General features: G+C 43.9%; 12 protein-coding genes. 9 read left to right on the plus strand and 3 right to left on the minus strand.

What is annotated here, in order from left to right:
• Nucleotides 1-179 precede the first annotated feature (179 nt).
• The 8 genes from ACUN24_RS16180 to ACUN24_RS16215 all read left to right on the plus strand — a co-directional run bounded on the left by ACUN24_RS16180 (nucleotide 180) and on the right by ACUN24_RS16215 (nucleotide 12,762).
• Nucleotides 180-515, plus strand: coding sequence for a hypothetical protein (locus ACUN24_RS16180; protein ID WP_445563429.1), 336 nt, complete (start codon nucleotides 180-182; stop codon nucleotides 513-515).
• Between the two features lie 214 nt (nucleotides 516-729).
• Nucleotides 730-1,452, plus strand: a complete 723-nt coding sequence (locus ACUN24_RS16185; RefSeq protein WP_445563430.1) for a response regulator — start codon at nucleotides 730-732, stop codon at nucleotides 1,450-1,452.
• 43 nt (nucleotides 1,453-1,495) lie between these two features.
• Nucleotides 1,496-2,515, plus strand: coding sequence for a hypothetical protein (locus tag ACUN24_RS16190; RefSeq protein ID WP_445563431.1), 1,020 nt, complete (start codon nucleotides 1,496-1,498; stop codon nucleotides 2,513-2,515).
• A 49-nt stretch (nucleotides 2,516-2,564) separates the two neighbouring features.
• Nucleotides 2,565-3,647: a HEAT repeat domain-containing protein gene (locus ACUN24_RS16195; protein WP_445563432.1), complete on the plus strand. Its 1,083-nt coding sequence runs from the start codon at nucleotides 2,565-2,567 to the stop codon at nucleotides 3,645-3,647.
• An 11-nt stretch (nucleotides 3,648-3,658) separates the two neighbouring features.
• Nucleotides 3,659-5,176: a glycosyltransferase family 2 protein gene (locus ACUN24_RS16200; protein WP_445563433.1), complete on the plus strand. Its 1,518-nt coding sequence runs from the start codon at nucleotides 3,659-3,661 to the stop codon at nucleotides 5,174-5,176.
• On the plus strand, nucleotides 5,173-8,052 hold the full coding sequence (locus ACUN24_RS16205) for a tetratricopeptide repeat protein (RefSeq protein WP_445563434.1): 2,880 nt from the start codon (nucleotides 5,173-5,175) through the stop codon (nucleotides 8,050-8,052). Before ACUN24_RS16200 ends, ACUN24_RS16205 begins: the two co-directional genes overlap by 4 nt.
• Nucleotides 8,053-8,068: 16 nt before the next feature.
• Nucleotides 8,069-10,492 (plus strand): NAD-dependent epimerase/dehydratase family protein, encoded by a 2,424-nt coding sequence (locus ACUN24_RS16210; RefSeq protein ID WP_445563435.1) that lies wholly within the window; start codon nucleotides 8,069-8,071, stop codon nucleotides 10,490-10,492.
• A 5-nt stretch (nucleotides 10,493-10,497) separates the two neighbouring features.
• Complete coding sequence (locus tag ACUN24_RS16215; protein WP_445563436.1) at nucleotides 10,498-12,762, plus strand: DUF4838 domain-containing protein; 2,265 nt, start codon at nucleotides 10,498-10,500, stop codon at nucleotides 12,760-12,762.
• Between the two features lie 305 nt (nucleotides 12,763-13,067).
• On the opposite strand, the gene ACUN24_RS16220 is transcribed toward ACUN24_RS16215, so the two are convergent.
• The 3 genes from ACUN24_RS16220 to ACUN24_RS16230 are packed head-to-tail and all read right to left on the minus strand — an operon-like array spanning nucleotide 13,068 to nucleotide 15,667.
• The gene (locus ACUN24_RS16220) at nucleotides 13,068-13,880 is read right to left on the minus strand and encodes a helix-turn-helix domain-containing protein (protein WP_445563437.1); all 813 of its coding nucleotides are present in this window, start codon (nucleotides 13,878-13,880) and stop codon (nucleotides 13,068-13,070) included.
• 35 nt (nucleotides 13,881-13,915) lie between these two features.
• Complete coding sequence (locus tag ACUN24_RS16225; protein WP_445563438.1) at nucleotides 13,916-14,644, minus strand: SDR family oxidoreductase; 729 nt, start codon at nucleotides 14,642-14,644, stop codon at nucleotides 13,916-13,918.
• Between the two features lie 3 nt (nucleotides 14,645-14,647).
• Nucleotides 14,648-15,667: an SDR family NAD(P)-dependent oxidoreductase gene (locus tag ACUN24_RS16230; RefSeq protein WP_445563439.1), complete on the minus strand. Its 1,020-nt coding sequence runs from the start codon at nucleotides 15,665-15,667 to the stop codon at nucleotides 14,648-14,650.
• Nucleotides 15,668-16,060: 393 nt separating this feature from the next.
• On the opposite strand from ACUN24_RS16230, the gene ACUN24_RS16235 reads away from it, so the two are divergent.
• Complete coding sequence (locus ACUN24_RS16235) at nucleotides 16,061-16,678, plus strand: RNA polymerase sigma-70 factor (protein WP_445563440.1); 618 nt, start codon at nucleotides 16,061-16,063, stop codon at nucleotides 16,676-16,678.
• The last annotated feature ends 13 nt before the right edge of the window (nucleotides 16,679-16,691 follow it).

The raw sequence follows: 16,691 nt of genomic DNA on the forward strand, positions 1-16,691 counted from the left end.
TTAACGTGTTAGAAAGCCATTTTTTGGTCTAACGATCGTATCGTTAGAGGTTAAAACTGCAGTATTTTTAAGTACACAGTATAAATATCAGATACCTTTGGTTCACATCATGATAGGCATATGGCGTTTCAAATGAGTATGCTTGAATCTTTTTCTCGAAATCAAAACTAGCCTTAACTATGCCATATACAACATCTTTTTTACGCTCTCTTTACGATTATCTTGAACAATTCTATCCTTTATCTGGTGCCTTTAAAGCCGAACCTGAAAGGTCTTGCAAACTTACCCGTATAAAAAAAAATAAGCACATTCTCTCTCCAATAGATAGTAATGCTTCTCTGTATTTTTTGGTCAACGGGCTGGTACGTGGCTTTGTACGAGAGAGTAAAAAAGATATCAGCCAAATATCCAGAGGCCAACCCAATCGACAGAAAGCTATTGGCACTTCATTATTATGCTGCATCATAAAAAGCTATCCTTTCCCGGATAGCCAAAGCAACTGGCAGGTACCATAAACTACAGGAAAGATCTGGATATCAAAAGGATACCGCAGCGTTATTTTGTCGGTTACCTGGGTGTGCGTGTAGAAACCATAAGCAGAATCATAAATAAAGATTTAACCTTTATTAGCCAGAATTTGTGCTAGCGTCCGTGAAGCCTTTTACTCCATTAAATTTGAGTAATTGCAATCGTCGGCACTAGGGAAATATATTTAGAATTTATTAGGAAATGAAACAACTATTTAAGGAAAACGGGCTGCTAAAAGAAAAGCCATTTTCCGTACTACACATAGATGGTGACATGCTAATGCGTACGATATTTAAAAAAGCATTTTCATCCGAGCTGTTTCAGCTGGACTCAGCCGCTGACGGTAGAGAGGCGTTTGTGTTGTTGGAAAGCAAACAGTATGCATATGATATTGTCATTACCGAGATGTATATGAATTACGCGAATGGGTACGAGATCGTAAGCCAAATCATAAAAAACGCGCCGAAAAGTAAAATTATTATTACCTCTAACATGAGCTTTTTCCACATTTGCGAAGGACTAAATCTCGAGAAGGAAAACTATTTCAGAAAACCTCTGGTAATTGGTAAGTTAACCGAACACGTAAAGAATTTGATGAGACCAGAGGGTGCCAAAATTAGTAGCCCTTGCCCTGAGGACTCGTTATTGACCAGCATCGATGAGCCGTTGCTCAGCCACCCTGATGCACTTATACTTCAGATTGATACTATAGGGCATTCGCTGGCTGGCAGACCCGCAGACAGCGAAGATGTAATCGTTCAGGAGGACATAAGCTTGAACTTAGAATCTTTGCAATTATCAGCAGAAGATATTGAGTTCAGTGCCGAAGATTTAGCCATTGAGCATAAGGCAGAGGAAGCGACGTTACCCATCCGTCGCCAAGAGGTAACTGCTTCAGTCAATACCAGCGGCCGTTGGTGGTAACATAAAAAAAAATAATCCTTTATCCATAATAACTCTTCAAATAATGTATACCTCGCATTCTTTTTCTAGCCTTTTACAAACAACAAACGCCCCATTAACAAATACGGCCAGCGCTCTGCTAAGCGGTCTTAAGATTCGTTTTGATCAATCCTGGTATATTTGCGGTAGCTTAGCCTTGAGCGAGGGATCCAATCCAATCAGATCAATCAACATCAGCCCGGAAGGGCTCGAATACCAGGTGCTTTTTCGTGCCGCCCTTCTCGTCGCCAATAATAATCAAGCTAAGCCCATGGTGGTCACCGTTGGCTTTCCAAATAACACTTACCGCCTATTTAAGGATCTTGCGCGTGAAAAACTTCCCGGCAGCTACCAGATACAATGGGATGCTGAAGTGTATGGGGGTAATCCCGTTCAACCAGCCTCCGTTCAGGTAGACCAGATAGAGGTGCTGCCGGAAATCGTAAGCTGTATGATTGCGTTGAGGAAGGGAGCACACAAAATAAATGGCTCGTTTTTTATCATCAGCCTTGGTTTCGGCACGTTTGAAACAGGATTGAGTACAGACGAAGGTGTTGTCGAAAATGCTATGGAAAGCGCATATGGAATCCATTATGCGGTAAACCTTTTGCGAGAGGAAATACTTCAGACCCATAGTATGTCATTTAAGAATGTTCAACAGCTCAATGAAGCCTTCAGGGACGGTTACCTGTATATCAACAGAAAAAAGATAGACTTAGTTGCTATTCGGGCAAGAGCCATTAAAATCTATTACAAAGAAGTTGTCCTGCCTATGCTCCATTTGGTAATAAGTGACCAAAACCTGAAGAAAACAGACAGGATATTTGTATGTGGCGGAGGGGCTCATTACAGTGAACTACTGGATTGTATCACGAAGGAATTTGGTGAGTTTTGTCAGATCAGTATTGTCGAACAGCCGGAAACCCTGGCGGCACAAGGTTACCTGCTAAATTCTTTAAGGTTTACCGAAGGGACCGAGAGGGAACCGGTCGGTATAGACATGGGTAACATTGAGACTCGGGTGACCTTGCTTAAGGAGCTATAAGAAATTTTTTGCTCCCTGAAAACAAATCACTAAAGGAACATACGACATTATGAGTAACTCCACTACTTTCATTACCATTATTGAAATTATAATCGCTAGTTCTATTTTGGGGATATTAATTGTCTATTCGGCTATTATTGTCAGACGGATTGGGAACATGCACGATCAGCGGAAGAAGTTGAATCTCGATCAACTAATCATCGAAAAAATCCTCCCGCAATTCATTGACGAACATTCACAAAGTGTGGTAGACATACCTGCACTAGACCCGTCCGTACTGGAAGAATTGTCGCTTATGGATAAAAAAAACAGGCAACTATTAATCGACACCCTGATCCGGCTCCGTTGGCACGTGGCTGGTACCAATGCCCTGATCCTGCAGAAAATCTACATTATGCTTAATCTCAATCAGGATTCGCTGCAAAAAATACAATCCAGCCGCTGGTTTGTAAATGTACAGGGGCTACATGAGCTCACCCTTATGGACTATGCGATCTCTGATATAGATATCCTTCGCTTCAACCTCAGCGAGGTATCTGAACTGCGCTCGGCGGCGCGAAGCGCCTTTATGCGGTTCAGCAAAAACGAGCCTTTCCGTTTCTTCGATGAGGTACGTGATCCTTTGAGTGTCTGGGATCTTATAGGTTTCTTTCGGATCCTTGATCAATCGAACGATAATGCAAAGTCCAGTTTCGCTAATTGGATCCGGTACTCCCGTAACAAAACAGTGGTGATCTGCTGTATGAAACTTGCTGCGCATGAACGAAGTGTAGAAGCCATTGATAGTATAGAAGGGCTTCTTAACGTTAATGATCACACCCTGCGTTCCCACGCAATCAATGCGCTGGGGCATTTGCAAGCTTTACATACACAGGATCATCTGATTAAAATTTATGCAAACCAGCCTGTAGAATGCCAGCGTGAGATCATTTTTGCACTAGGAGCCTTCCGCACCCCGGTGGCAATAGAGTTCCTGAAGGAACAGTTTATGACAACCCGGGTTTTTGAAATTGAAAACCATGCGGCAGAAATCCTGGCCAGGCTGATGCAAAAAGGACTAATAAGCTGGTCTGTGCAGAACCTGCAGCATGACAAAGAGCACATATTACAATACTATTTAAAACAATATTAACTGCAGCAAATATGATACAATCTATTATTGACGTTTTTCAATGGTTCATCTTTACTTACAGCAGCTTAACCATGGCCATTTATGTAACGATGGCCATACTTTCGTACAGGCACATGCGCCAATATTCCCGAAAGAATATTGGATATTATACTCAAAATGTCATTTCAAGTCCCTTATCTCCGGGAATTTCGGTAATTGCCCCGGCATACAACGAAGGGTTAACCATCATAGATAACGTCTATGCACTGATGCACTTAAACTATCCGTCATATGAAGTCATTATTGTTAATGACGGCAGTACCGATGATACGTTAAGTAAATTAATCAGCCGTTTTGATCTGCGGGAAGTCGATTTACCTTATAACGAGCGAATCAAAACCCGTCCTATTAAACGTTTCTTTCGTTCCGGTGATAAAGCCTATGACAAACTGCTCGTCATCGATAAAGAGAATGGCCAGGGTAAGGCCGATGCTTCGAATGCTGGTATAAATGCAGCAAAGTTCGACTATTTTTTATGCACAGATGTTGACTGCATCCTGCACGAGGATACCCTTTCGCGGATGATGCGACCCATCTTAGATGAAAAGAGCACGAATAAGTTAAAGGATATCCAGGTTATTCCCGATACAGGTTATATCCACGTAGAGGATGGCCAGCGTCAGGTGATAGCTGTTGGTGCGCCCTTGCGGATGATAAACTCTTCGGATGTTGATAGCGGGGTGATAACGCGGTTCCGTCCACCTAATAAGATACTGCCACGTTTTCAGGAACTTGAATACATCCGTGCATACCTGCTTTCCAAGATGGCCTGGAGCGCCGTTAATTGTGTTCCCAATGTGTCGGGTGGCTTAGGCCTTTTCGATAAGCGCATTGCTGTTAAAGTTGGGGGCTATGATCCCAGATCTTTTGCTGAGGATATTGATATGGTGACGCGTATGAGCGTATATATGATCCAGAACAATAAACGCTACGCAATCCGGTATATTCCTGTTTCACTATGCTGGACCGAGGGTCCCCAAACGCTTGCTGTATTTAGCAGACAGCGCGTCCGCTGGGCAAGGGGTTTGATCCAGATCATGCGCCTGCATAGCCACGTGCTGTTCAATCCCAAATTTAAACGTTTGGGACTGGTCATATTTCCCTATAATTTTCTGTTTGAATTTCTTGCTCCTATACTTGAAGCCATGGGCCTGTTATTTTATATTTACCTGATTGTTATCGGGGCAATAAATTGGGGCAACACGTTCATTTTGCTTTCCTTCCTGTATGTATTTTCCGTTTTGGTTAGCGCAATAGCTGTCTTGTGGGATCAGCTGACCGAAGCCCACTACCGTAAAACATCAGAAGTGATGGGGCTTTGCCTGATGGCATTTGCCGAACCTTTTATCTATCATCCCCTGATTGTTTTTTTTAGCCTAAAAGGCTACGTACAATCTTTGTTCCGCAAAAAGCTGGTTTGGGGAAATATGCAGCGCAAGGGATTTTCATCATCATCTACAGAAAAACGATCAAGTATAGCAACATCATGAGGCAAATCTATTTATATGCCATAATCTTTTGTCTTCTGACAATCGCAAATACCCTCCATGCACAGACATGGAGTTCAGTACAAGCAGAAAAACTCTATCAAAAAGGGCTCGGCGAGATAAAAGCCAACCGGCAGGACAGGGCGATATTAACACTCGAAGAAGCGGTTCGGCTCAACCCACAGCATGTGGATGCCCAGGTATGCCTTGCCAAGTCTTATCTGAGAGTACGCCAATACAATCAAACTATTAAAACTTCGCAGCTCGTTATTAAGATGTCTCCAAGATACGAAGATGTTTATTACTACATTGTTGGGGCTTATCTTTCCGAAAAACGTAGCAGTGAAGCGCTTAAATACACCGATCTGGCACTTGGCTATTTTCCAGCGAATAAAGATTTCGCGGTCAAAAAACTTAACATCCTGGATCTATTGAAACGTTTCCAGGATGGGGATTCCTGGACACAACAGTTGTTGCGGCAATACCCTTCTGACGTTGGTGTGCGCCAGTCGGTTGCAGGGCACTATGAGGCCAAAGCAGACTGGTATGTGCAGAAGAACCTGGAGGATTTTGCCAGGGCCAATTATGAGAGGGCGCTGGAACTGACGCCCAGGAACCAGGACCTGATTGATAAACTAAACAACCTGGTGGCACAGGGTGGTGATCTTAATGCAAAGCTTGCCAGGACCAATCGGGAATTGAGCCGTAATAGTAAATCCTACACTGCCTTGTACCAAAAGCTGGGTTTATTGGAAGAAGATAAGCGCTATGCCGAGGCACTCGATGTCCTGCATACCATTATGCGCTATTACCCCAACGATAAAAAGGCTATTTTATTGAACAGCTCACTGCGAAAGGAAGCCGCTGCACATTATCAGAATACCGAAGCCTACAGCTTGTACCAATCCATCCTGGACCAAAGTCCTAACGATAAGGAAGCCTTACAGAAAGTAATCGGTATGTCGGTCGCTTCGGGTGATATTAGTCAGGCACTCTACCGGATTGACCGTGCATTGCAACGCGAGCCCGGGAACCTTGAGTTATTAAGGCAGAAAATGACCTTGTACTTCCAGACCCATAGATATCAAGCTGCGGCGGATATCGGTTCCAGCTTATATAAAGGTAACCACGATAAAGTATTCAGGGCAGAGGTTCTACAGACGATCGTTTCCTGTGGCGGATATTATATACAACAGCAACAGGCAGACAGTGCACTTATCTATTATAACCGCGCACTTATGCTGGAACCAGGAAACTTAGCCGCTACAAATGGGCGGATTAACGCCTTTATCATGAAGAACAACCTGGGGCTGGCCCTGGACGAAATTGATAAGGCTATTCTTCTTTATCCGGAAAATACGGCTATGAAGATTAAGAAATCCAGTCTCCTTGCCAAGACGGGAAAGATCCGCGAAGCGGTTAAATTGAGCGAACAGCTTTTTAAGCAAAATCCCAATACCCCCGAAATACGGTCGCTATATCTGGAACAAAGATTGGAGGCTGCCAACGCTTGTATCCTGTCTGAACATTACGATGAAGCAGAGCATTACTTACGCCAACTGCTCAAAGAAGAACCAGGTAACAGAGAGGCACTTAATTACCTTTCCAATATGCTGGACCTCCAGAAAAGATACAAAGAGGCATTGTTAACAGTGGACCTGGCAATAAAGGGAAACCCTGAAGATAAGGACTTTCTTCAAAAAAGGGCAGCTATCCTTTATAACGATCGCCAGTACCTGAGTGCCGCCAAGTATTCTACAATACTTTCTGATGAATACCCGTTCAATGTCAGGTACAAGCAAATGGCGGCAGAGGCCTGGCTGGCAGCCGGGCGAGATTATAGCAAAAGAAACCTGCCAGACAGCGCACTTTTAAGCGTGGATCAGGCGATAGCTAAAATGCCAGCAGACTCTGCAGCAATGCTATTGAAAACAAATATTCTTATAGGGCAAAAGCAATTTGTATTGGCATTAAGCACTACAGATGAAGCACTCGGCAAGTTTGAATATGCTGAATCATTCTTATTGAGGAAGACGATTATTTTAGATAGTTTGAGGCGATACACAGAAGCAGCTAATTATGCAGATTCGTTGTCCAGACATTATCATACCCAAAAGAACAATGACTATGCACTGTTGCTCAGGAGCAAGACTTTATTTAATTCTTTTGGGCTCAACTTGTTGAACAGCTCTTTTTCCCAGACAGAGGGTTCTGGAATACCACCGTCTTATAATCTTGCATCGCTGGACTACAATCGCATTGGCACTGGTAAAATAAGTTATGGCGGCACATTAACCTTTCTGGGCCGCCAACAGGGAACTGGCATTATGCTAGATGGGAATGTAAGTTACAAGCTAACTAAAAAATTGTACTGGAATGCTAGTTTAGGTGTATCTAATAATAACGTGATCCTGCCAAAATACAGGATATCCTATTCGTTATTTCCAACTTTCAGCAATGGACTGGAGGGGGAAGTGGGTGCGCGTTATTTTGAGGTGGCTGGCATTAGTGTGCTATCTGCAATTACCGGAGTGGGAAAACAATTCGGCCCTTTCAACTTAAACGTCAAAGTTTTTGGCCTGTTACAAAAAGGCAATCCTTATTTTTCAGCAAGTATGCTTTCCAGTTACGAGCTTAGTAACCGGGACATTATACAGGCAAATTTAGGCTTAGGGTCTTCTCCTGATGACATCAACCGTTTAATTCTATTCCCCCAGCTCTACGGAATTCTTTCCCATAGCATTGGAGCCGCTTACAGGCGAACTTTTGCCTATCGAACTTCTATTGGGCTTTCGGGTACTTATATCAACCAAAAGATTACGACTGACACCTATTATAATCAATACGACCTGCAGTTTTCACTTCGGGTCAAATTCTGATAATCTTTAAAAAGATATGAACAAAACTATAATAATATTAGGGGGGGATGGATATTTGGGCTGGCCATTGAGTATGAAACTGGCACTGCAACATCCTGACCAAAAAATCATTATTGTGGATAATCAATGGCGCAGAGAGACCGTTGGCCAAATGGGTTTTCAACCGCTCGTGCCAATTTTGCAACCTGATGGCCGGATAGCGGCTTTTCATGAGCATTATGGTCTCTCAAACCTTCATTACCAGCTATTCGATATTTGTTCTGATAAACTGGAACGCCTAATCATGATGGAGCGTCCGCATACAATTTATCATCTCGCGCAGCAGTGTTCGGCTCCTTATTCCATGATGGGAGTCGATCATGCCCTTTATACGCTGCGCAATAATGAGGAAGGAAACATGCGCCTGCTATGGGCTGTCCATACTCATGTCCCATTTGCGCACATTATCAAATTAGGATCCTTTGGTGAATATGCCAAGGGGAGTATACCTATAGCCGAAGGCTATTTTAAGCCCACATACAGAGGGATTACTGAATCGCAGAACATGCCTTACCCACGTGCGGCTAACGATATTTATCATGTGTCAAAGATCAATGATTCAAACTATGTAGGAATGGCTTCGCGTATGTGGGATTTACGCATTACAGAAGTCATGCAATCTACAGTATTCGGCATATTTACCGAAGAAATGTCTTTCAACCTTGGTTTATATACACGTTTCGACTGTGACACGGTTTTCGGAACTGTGGCCAATCGTTTTGTTGCGCAGGCAGTAACCGGTAATCCATTGACCATCTATGGAAACGGGTGCCAGCGAACCGGCTTGATGGCGCTGCCTGACGCAGTCAATTCGTTGAGCCGATTCGTCACCGAGCAGGCAGGGCCTGGTGAGCACCGGGTTATAAACCATATTACCGAGGTCGAATATTCAATCAAAGAACTGGCCTATGCTATTTCTGAGATTGCACTGGATGCCGGCATGATTACCGAATGTGTACATTTTGACGATATTAGAAAGGAAGATGTTGAAACTAAAGCCGTTTACCAGGTGGAGAGCTCGCTCTTAACTGACGCTGCGTTTCACAGCGACTTTCGCGAGGTTATATGCGAAACAATGAGGTTGCTTCAGGTTTTTCAAAAGCCTTTATCAAAAGATTATTTCGCGCCTTCTATAAGCTGGAAACCCAGGCCCCAACCTCGACAACTAATCTCCAGGGAATATGCTACTGGTATAGCAGACGTGGAAAAATGGGAAGAACTACGCAGAGAATTTTTCGATTCTCCTCAGCTAAACCTAAACCCGGGTTGCCTGGGAACTTTAGCCGTTTCGACCAGGGAGGTTTTCAATAAAGACAAATCAGGCAGACTCCGTGGAAACCCATTGGCACTTTATGCCTCATCCCGGGTGGCATATAGCGGGATCAAAAAAGAATGTGCAGTTCTTTGGCCGTCTCCGGGCTATCGGCTTGCGGTTACACAAAGTACATCGCAACTGATGAATTTGCTCGCCCTGTCTATGCTTCGCAAGCTACTCGAAAAAGGTACTGGTCCTTTTTGTGTAATCACCACCAGGCATGAGCACGCGGGGGCAATAGGGCCTTTTGAACGTTTGCCTGAATATAATGTTTTTTACCTCGATGATGAGATATTGGCAACTCCCCACCGGCTCGCCGAGCAGTTAGTGTTACTTCAGCCAGACATCGTATTGCTTTCGCATGTCTATTATGATCTGGGTGTTGTGGCACAGGACAACCATAGTCTGCGGGTGATTAAAGAAGCCGTTCCACAGGCATGGCTCATTCTGGATGTGGCACAGTCGATAGGAATAGAAGAGATCCCGATAGGGGTCGCGGACCTGATCACCGGGAGTACGCATAAATGGCTGTTTGGTCCCTATGGTGGGGGCTTAACCTGGATCAATAATGCTTTTGCGCAATGGCTTGGCGCCTTGTTTTGGAACGGTATGCAGTTTTTTAGCGAAGAAGATACCTACGGGTTCAGTTTACCAGGTGGCCAGGATTTTCATCTTTATGATAGCTTATACCAATGCCTGAAACTTTACCGTAATACAGGGCCTGAAGCGATATTGACCAGGAGCAGCGAGTTGGGCAAGTTCCTCAGACCTGCACTATCTGCGATTTTTATAGATGCCGGAATTGATCATTTTTTCACCAACAGCAATCCTTCGCCAAGCCTGGTGGTTGCATTTCTCGATTATGATCCTTATCCATTATACTGTTATCTCAACGATGCTAACATACATATCAAATGTATCAAGCATCGGAAATTGAGCAATGGTAAAACTACAAATCTACTGCGTATAGGTTTGCCCTATTATGAAAGCAAAGAACGCTTGAATCGGCTTTTATCTGAGATTGAAGCATTTCTAATCTGTTCTGTCCGAAACTTGTCAACCTCTGATTCCTTGAGTATTCAGTAAAGCCTATGATAGCCTTTAAAACTAAAATTTTCATTCTCCACCTTACCATCTTACTCTTGTGTCTGGGGTGTCATGCCAGCGATGTGCAACTGGTTGTCGATCAGAAACCAATGGCAGAGATCGTTATTCCGGAAAAACCTTCATTGACGGAAAAAAAAGCTGCACTGGTACTCCAGGACTTTGTTAGACGTATAACAGGAGCCACCCTTCCTATTGGTGCTTCGCCATCGGGAAATATGCCTCACCTCATTTTTATCGGTCGGACAGCGTCCTTTAAAGATCAGAGAAGGATGATACCCTTAAAAGCTGAAGGTTATGATGTTAGCGTATTTAAGGGCAATCTCTATTTTAATGGCGGTTCAGGTCAGGGTCTTTTATACGGTGTGTATGAATTGATCGAGAAGCAGTTCGGAGCACGGAAGTATGATCAGGGACCGGCCACTGTTCCGCAAAAGCCCGACCTCAGCTTACCCAATGATCTACACCTGCGACACGAACCGGATTTTGTTTACCGGGAATCTTTTTATCCTCCATCTGCAGACAAAGAATATCTTGACTGGCACCATCTCCAACGATTTGAAGATCTTTGGGGACTTTGGGGACATTCCTTTTTCAAAATCATTCCACCGGAGAAATATTTTCAAGACCATCCTGAATATTTTGCATGGAGCAATGGTCGTAGGCAGGCAACTCAACTCTGCCTGAGCAATCCAGATGTACAGCGTCTGGCCATCAGTTATATAAAAGATCAAATCGCCGATAACCCGGACGCTTTGTATTGGTCTATTGCCCCGATGGACAATGAGGGTTATTGCAGGTGTGAAAAATGTGCTGGGGTGGATTCCGTTGAAGGTGGTCCGCAAGGCTCTCTTATACGTTTTGTGAATGCAGTTGCAGCGAAATTTCCAGATCGTTTTTTTACAACGCTCGCATATGGGTATTCATCCAAGGCACCAAAAAGCATCCGGCCTGCAAAAAATGTTTACATTATTCTGAGTACGATCGAAGCCACACGGAGCCGGTCGCTGCTCTATGATCCAAATGCAGCGTCCTTCCGGAATCAGCTGGTTCAATGGTCAAAAACGACACCCAATCTTTTCATTTGGAACTATACCACACAGTTTACGTCTTACCTGAACCCCTTTCCGGTTTATGACCATTATCAAGCCGATATTCAATACTTTTTGGAAAATGGGGTAAAGGGAGTATTTGAACAGGGGAGTGGTGAGACGATCAGTGACCTTTCAAGCTATGCGAGCTATATTCAGGCTAAGATTTTATGGGATCCTTCCCTGAAAGCAAAGGATGTAGAGGCTGATTTCCTTCAGGGCTATTTTGGACCGGGCTCCGGCTCGGTAAAAGATTATATCGGCCAATTAATTACTGCGCGGGACGAGACCAGCGTAAGGCTTGACATTTACAGCAATCCTATTGCCAATCGAAAGGATTATCTTGCACCCGGCTGGATGGAAAAGTACAAAAATGCTTTGTCAAAGGCCCAGGATGCAGTTAATGCAAATTCAAAGTATGCAGAACGAATCAGAACTTTGAGTCTTGGGCTGGAGTACGCTGAACTGGAGCAGGCAAAGTCATACGGCGCTCATGCATCCGGTTACTTCACTATTTCAACAGATGGGCACCTGCAGATCAGACCAGGCTGGGAGGATCGTGTACAACATTTCGTAAAAAATGCGCAAAAGTCTGGTGTTACCGGGTTTTCGGAGTTGGGAGGGGCACCTGTAGAATATTTGAAGGATTGGGCAGATATTCTGCAACGGACCAGCCACAACTCGCTCATCTTTGGGGTAAAACCTGTTTTTTCAACTCCCTATCTGCCTGATTATCCTGCTAACGGAGAAATGACGCTCACTGATGGCGTGCCGGGTGGAAGGGACTACAGCTATAACTGGTTGCTGTTTTTAGATAATCAGGTTGTTATAACTTTTCCGGTTCCGCACAATATATCTTATTCGGAACTAAGAACAAATTTTCTGTTTGATCCACGTCATTATGTCTTTCTGCCCGATGAGGTCGTGATAGAGGGTTCCATAAATGGTGAAATCTTTACACCGGTAGGCAAACAGCAACTAGCAGCATCTTTCCCAGGGAAAATCATGCCCGAAATTTATCCTGTCAGCATTCTGTTAAATGGTCAGCAGTTTTCCTATTTACGGATCAAAGTACTGTCGGGAGGTCTCTTGCCAGAGTGGTTTGAAGGCTCACGCCACAGGAAGCCACTAGTCGCGCTCGATGAAGTCAGTATAAAATAAAACAATCCCCGACTAGGTTCTGGTTCTTAAGTGTTGAACGTATACTCTCCGATAAGATTGTAACATGTCACCCCATCTGTTGAATATTAATTTTTAAACTGAAATTACTCTTTAAGTGCTGTTAGCCCAAGATTTATTACTTTAGTTTATTATCATAATTAATTTTTAAAACCAGATGGTTCGATCTTTTTGAGGCCACCCAGCGTTTTGAAAGCAATCTGAAAACACTGCTTTTTTATTTAGGTGTTTGTTTTATGTATATAAATAGGGCCTTCTGTTTAAGATGATAGTGCGATTATAAGCTACTAGCCGTTTAATGCAAGTTGATTTGGAGAAACTCCGTATTTCTTTTTAAAAATGAAAGAAAAATGGGAAAGATCTTCAAAACCTACTTCGAGGTAAATCTCGGTTGGTTTTTTCTTTTTCTCTGCCAGGTAATAATAAGCTAGTTCCAGCCTTTTGTCCGTCAGCCACTTTTGGGGGGTGGTTTGGAATAGTTTTTTGAAGTCCCTGTTGAAGGTAGACAGGCTTCGTCCGGTCAGGTAGCCCAGTTTTTCCAGTGACATATTGAACATGAAATTACGTTGCATAAAATCGATCAGGTCGATTTTGCCCGGAACATCAAAGTTAGCAAGGACACTATCCACACTGGGATCGATCAGCCTTAGGATGTTGATCGCTTCTTCAATTTTTAGCGTGGCCAGGCTTTCCGTAAATTCACTTTCCACATCAAAATAGGGAATTACTGATGCAAGGCAGCTTTCCAGTAGCGGGTGGTTACTGAAACGGTAAATTTTCTGCCGGGGCTTTGTTTTCTTTTTATGTTCCGTTTTTTCATAGAACTTCTTCAGCCTTTCAGTAGACAAGTGCATCACCACGGTTTTATGTGGCAATCCATTTTTCGGATAATTGATGATGGTGGCCAGTTCGTTCCTTGGGATCAGAAAAATATCCCCTGTTTTGAAGCTGAAGGTAGATTCTGCCTGTATGATTTTTGTTTCTCCCGAGATGAACCATACCAGCATGTGGTCATCAAACATCAGGTCGGATTTGAACAGTTTGTCTTCGTAGCTGGAAAGCTTAATGTCTTTGGTCAGGTATTTGGATATATGTTCCATTGTGATAAAGTTATTGGTTTTTGATCAGATTTCTATCAGATGCACTGGCCGCCATCGATCAAGTATTCCGATCCAGTGATAAAAGAAGCCTCATCACTTGACAGGAAGGCAATAAGTTTAGCCACCTCCTCCGCTTTGCCGAACCTGGACAAGGGAATGGTACTGATCATATGCTCTTCTAAGGACTGGGATAGTCCGATCTTACCCATGATCTCGGTTGCCACTGGCCCCGGACTAACGGCATTGACCCTGATCTTGCGTCCCGAAAGTTCCAGTGCCGCGATTTTCATGACCGCATTTAATGCTGCCTTACTTGCTCCATAAACAGCTGCCTGGGCAGGGGAGATGTGTGCACCGGTTGAGGAGAGCAAAATTACCGATGCATTTTCGTTTAAGATGGGGATGAATTTGCTCAATGTAAAATATGCACCCTTGAAATTGATGTTCATCACCTCGTCGAAAACAGCTTCGGGCATGTGCTCAATGAGGGAGAATTTGGTGACCCCCTCATTGACCAGCAGGATGTCGATGTTGCCGAAGTGTCCGGCAACTGCTGTTGCCAGCGCTTCGATATCAGCTAGACTTGACTGATCTGCAATGAACCCGGTTACGTCCAGTTCAGTCGTGGCCTTTTCCACCGCTTCTTTTCTTCTGCCGGTGATAATTACCTGTGCGCCGTTTTCTTTCAGCTGTTTGGCAGCGGCATAGCCGATGCCACTGTTACCGCCCGTAATCAGGGCGGTTTTTCCTTTTAAATTTTTCATGGCCTAGTTTACGTTAAATTCAATGCCTGTCATTTCCTCGGTCAAGTCCCACAGTTTTTTAGCACTGCTTTTGTTTAATGAATAATCCATTACGCCGCTTTGGTGCAGTTTAGCGCTGGTTTGAATACAAGGATCTTCTGATAGTAGTTCAGCGATATCGGCATCTTCGCAGTAAACCCCGCCGATGTTGTTGAGCAAGGGACTGGTAGCAGCCCAAATGGATGTTGCCGCACCCTGTGGGATGTTTTTCAGGCTGGCCAGTATTTCTGGGCGCATGTTCCCGCTTTCATCAAAAAAGCCCATTTGTTTGAACAGCTCCATATCGGCATCCCTTGCCAGTTCTGTTCCTGCGATTGATCCGGGGTGCAGGGAGTAGACCCTTACCTGATGCGCTTTTGCGCGGTTATCCAGTTCCAGTGCAAAAAGATTGCTGGCTGTTTTTGATTGTCCGTATCCACTAAGCGTTTGGTATTCCCTGTGCTCGAAGTTCGGGTCGTCGAAATTGAAAGGAGCCATGTGATGTCCCAGTGAAGAAACATTGACTACACGTGCGCCATTAGCATTTTTTAATGCTGGCCATAATCTTGCCACCAGCTGGAACTGTCCAAAGTAATTGGTGGATAGCTGTGATTCGAAACCGCGGCTGTCCCTTTGCAAAGGCACCCACATGATCCCTGCATTGTTGATGAGTAAGTGCAGCGGTCTCCCTGATGACAGGAATTTTTCGGCGAACGCATCGATGGTTTCGGGCCTGGCAAGATCCATGGTATCGATTTCAACGTTTGGAATGTCCCTGAGGTTTTTCCTTGCTTTTTCGATGTCCCTTGCCGGTACGATCACGGTTGCGCCCGCTGCGGCCAGTACTTTTGTAGTTTCCAAACCAATGCCGGCGTTACCACCAGTTACGATAGCGATCTTTCCCGTAAGGTCTATTCCTTTAATAACTTCTGTTGCTGTTGAAGTAGCGCTAAAACCTGAACCCAGTGGGTGTTGTAATGCGCCTTGATAGTTGTTCTTTTCCATTTTGTTTTTGATTAAATGCTATAGGACAAATGTAGGCGGCCAGGCAAAAGCGGATTTTGTTCAGCATGTCAATTTACTTTGTTTAGAAAGTCAATTTGTGAAGTGTGTTACATCCGGGATAATTTATGCTGTAGATGGTTTGCTTTTATCTTCTGCCATAATTCCCGGATAATTTAGTTTTGTCGTTTATTTTTTAACTTAAGAAGGAAAACACGACCAAGAATCCTTGATCCTCCTTCCTGGGGGGAAATGTATTCTATAATTATTGTCGCCCATTCCCATGGACCTTCAGAAAATGGCCAATTTCAAGGAGAAACCTTTCACCATTTTCAATAGCGTAAAAAAAAATCTTATTTTAGCTAAACCAAAAGAATTACACTTTGCCCCACCAACATGGTTAATTATAAGGCCCTTTCTGATATTGCCCTGGTCGATCTTCTTAAGCAGGATGACGAGAAGGCACTATCTGCTTTGTATCTGCGCTATTGGGATAAGCTTTTCTCTGTAGCCTGTCACCGCTTAAATGCCCCCGAAGAAGCTGAAGAGGTGGTGCAGGATATTTTTTTCCGGCTGTGGGAAAACAGGCACACCCTGGAACTAAAATATACCATAGCTACCTACCTTGCCGTTGCGGTTAAGTACAGGGTCATAAACCTGATGGACCATTTATACCGCAAAAGAAACCGTGATGCACAATTACCAGATTATTCTATGTTGCTGTCGCCCTCACCGGAAGATTACACTTTTGAAAAAGAGCTCCGGGATCAGATCGAAGGTGTTGTGGGCGGCTTGCCGGAAAAATGCCAGATCGTTTTCCGCTTAAGCCGGGAAGAATACTTAACCAATAAGCAAATTGTTGAAACGCTTGATATCTCTGAAAAGACTGTAGAGGCGCATATCAGCAAAGCCCTACGCGAACTTAGGGGCAGCCTTGCCATTTCCGCTCCGGGTCTTCTATTATTTCTTACGGGATCAAATTTTTTCTTTAATAAAAATATTCGTCCTGACTAAGGGTGAAATGAAA

The sequence above is a fragment of the Pedobacter sp. WC2501 genome (genome assembly GCF_052682415.1).

What these genes read in the sequence shown, in the direction of transcription:
- ACUN24_RS16190 (WP_445563431.1), top strand. Translation starts at nt 1,496, where the DNA reads ATGTATACCTCGCATTCTTTTTCTAGCCTTTTACAAACAACAAACGCC.
- ACUN24_RS16215 (WP_445563436.1), top strand. Translation starts at nt 10,498, where the DNA reads ATGATAGCCTTTAAAACTAAAATTTTCATTCTCCACCTTACCATCTTA.
- ACUN24_RS16205 (WP_445563434.1), top strand. Translation starts at nt 5,173, where the DNA reads ATGAGGCAAATCTATTTATATGCCATAATCTTTTGTCTTCTGACAATC.
- ACUN24_RS16235 (WP_445563440.1), top strand. Translation starts at nt 16,061, where the DNA reads ATGGTTAATTATAAGGCCCTTTCTGATATTGCCCTGGTCGATCTTCTT.
- ACUN24_RS16210 (WP_445563435.1), top strand. Translation starts at nt 8,069, where the DNA reads ATGAACAAAACTATAATAATATTAGGGGGGGATGGATATTTGGGCTGG.
- ACUN24_RS16225 (WP_445563438.1), bottom strand. Translation starts at nt 14,644, where the DNA reads ATGAAAAATTTAAAAGGAAAAACCGCCCTGATTACGGGCGGTAACAGT.
- ACUN24_RS16220 (WP_445563437.1), bottom strand. Translation starts at nt 13,880, where the DNA reads ATGGAACATATATCCAAATACCTGACCAAAGACATTAAGCTTTCCAGC.
- ACUN24_RS16200 (WP_445563433.1), top strand. Translation starts at nt 3,659, where the DNA reads ATGATACAATCTATTATTGACGTTTTTCAATGGTTCATCTTTACTTAC.
- ACUN24_RS16180 (WP_445563429.1), top strand. Translation starts at nt 180, where the DNA reads ATGCCATATACAACATCTTTTTTACGCTCTCTTTACGATTATCTTGAA.
- ACUN24_RS16230 (WP_445563439.1), bottom strand. Translation starts at nt 15,667, where the DNA reads ATGGAAAAGAACAACTATCAAGGCGCATTACAACACCCACTGGGTTCA.
- ACUN24_RS16185 (WP_445563430.1), top strand. Translation starts at nt 730, where the DNA reads ATGAAACAACTATTTAAGGAAAACGGGCTGCTAAAAGAAAAGCCATTT.
- ACUN24_RS16195 (WP_445563432.1), top strand. Translation starts at nt 2,565, where the DNA reads ATGAGTAACTCCACTACTTTCATTACCATTATTGAAATTATAATCGCT.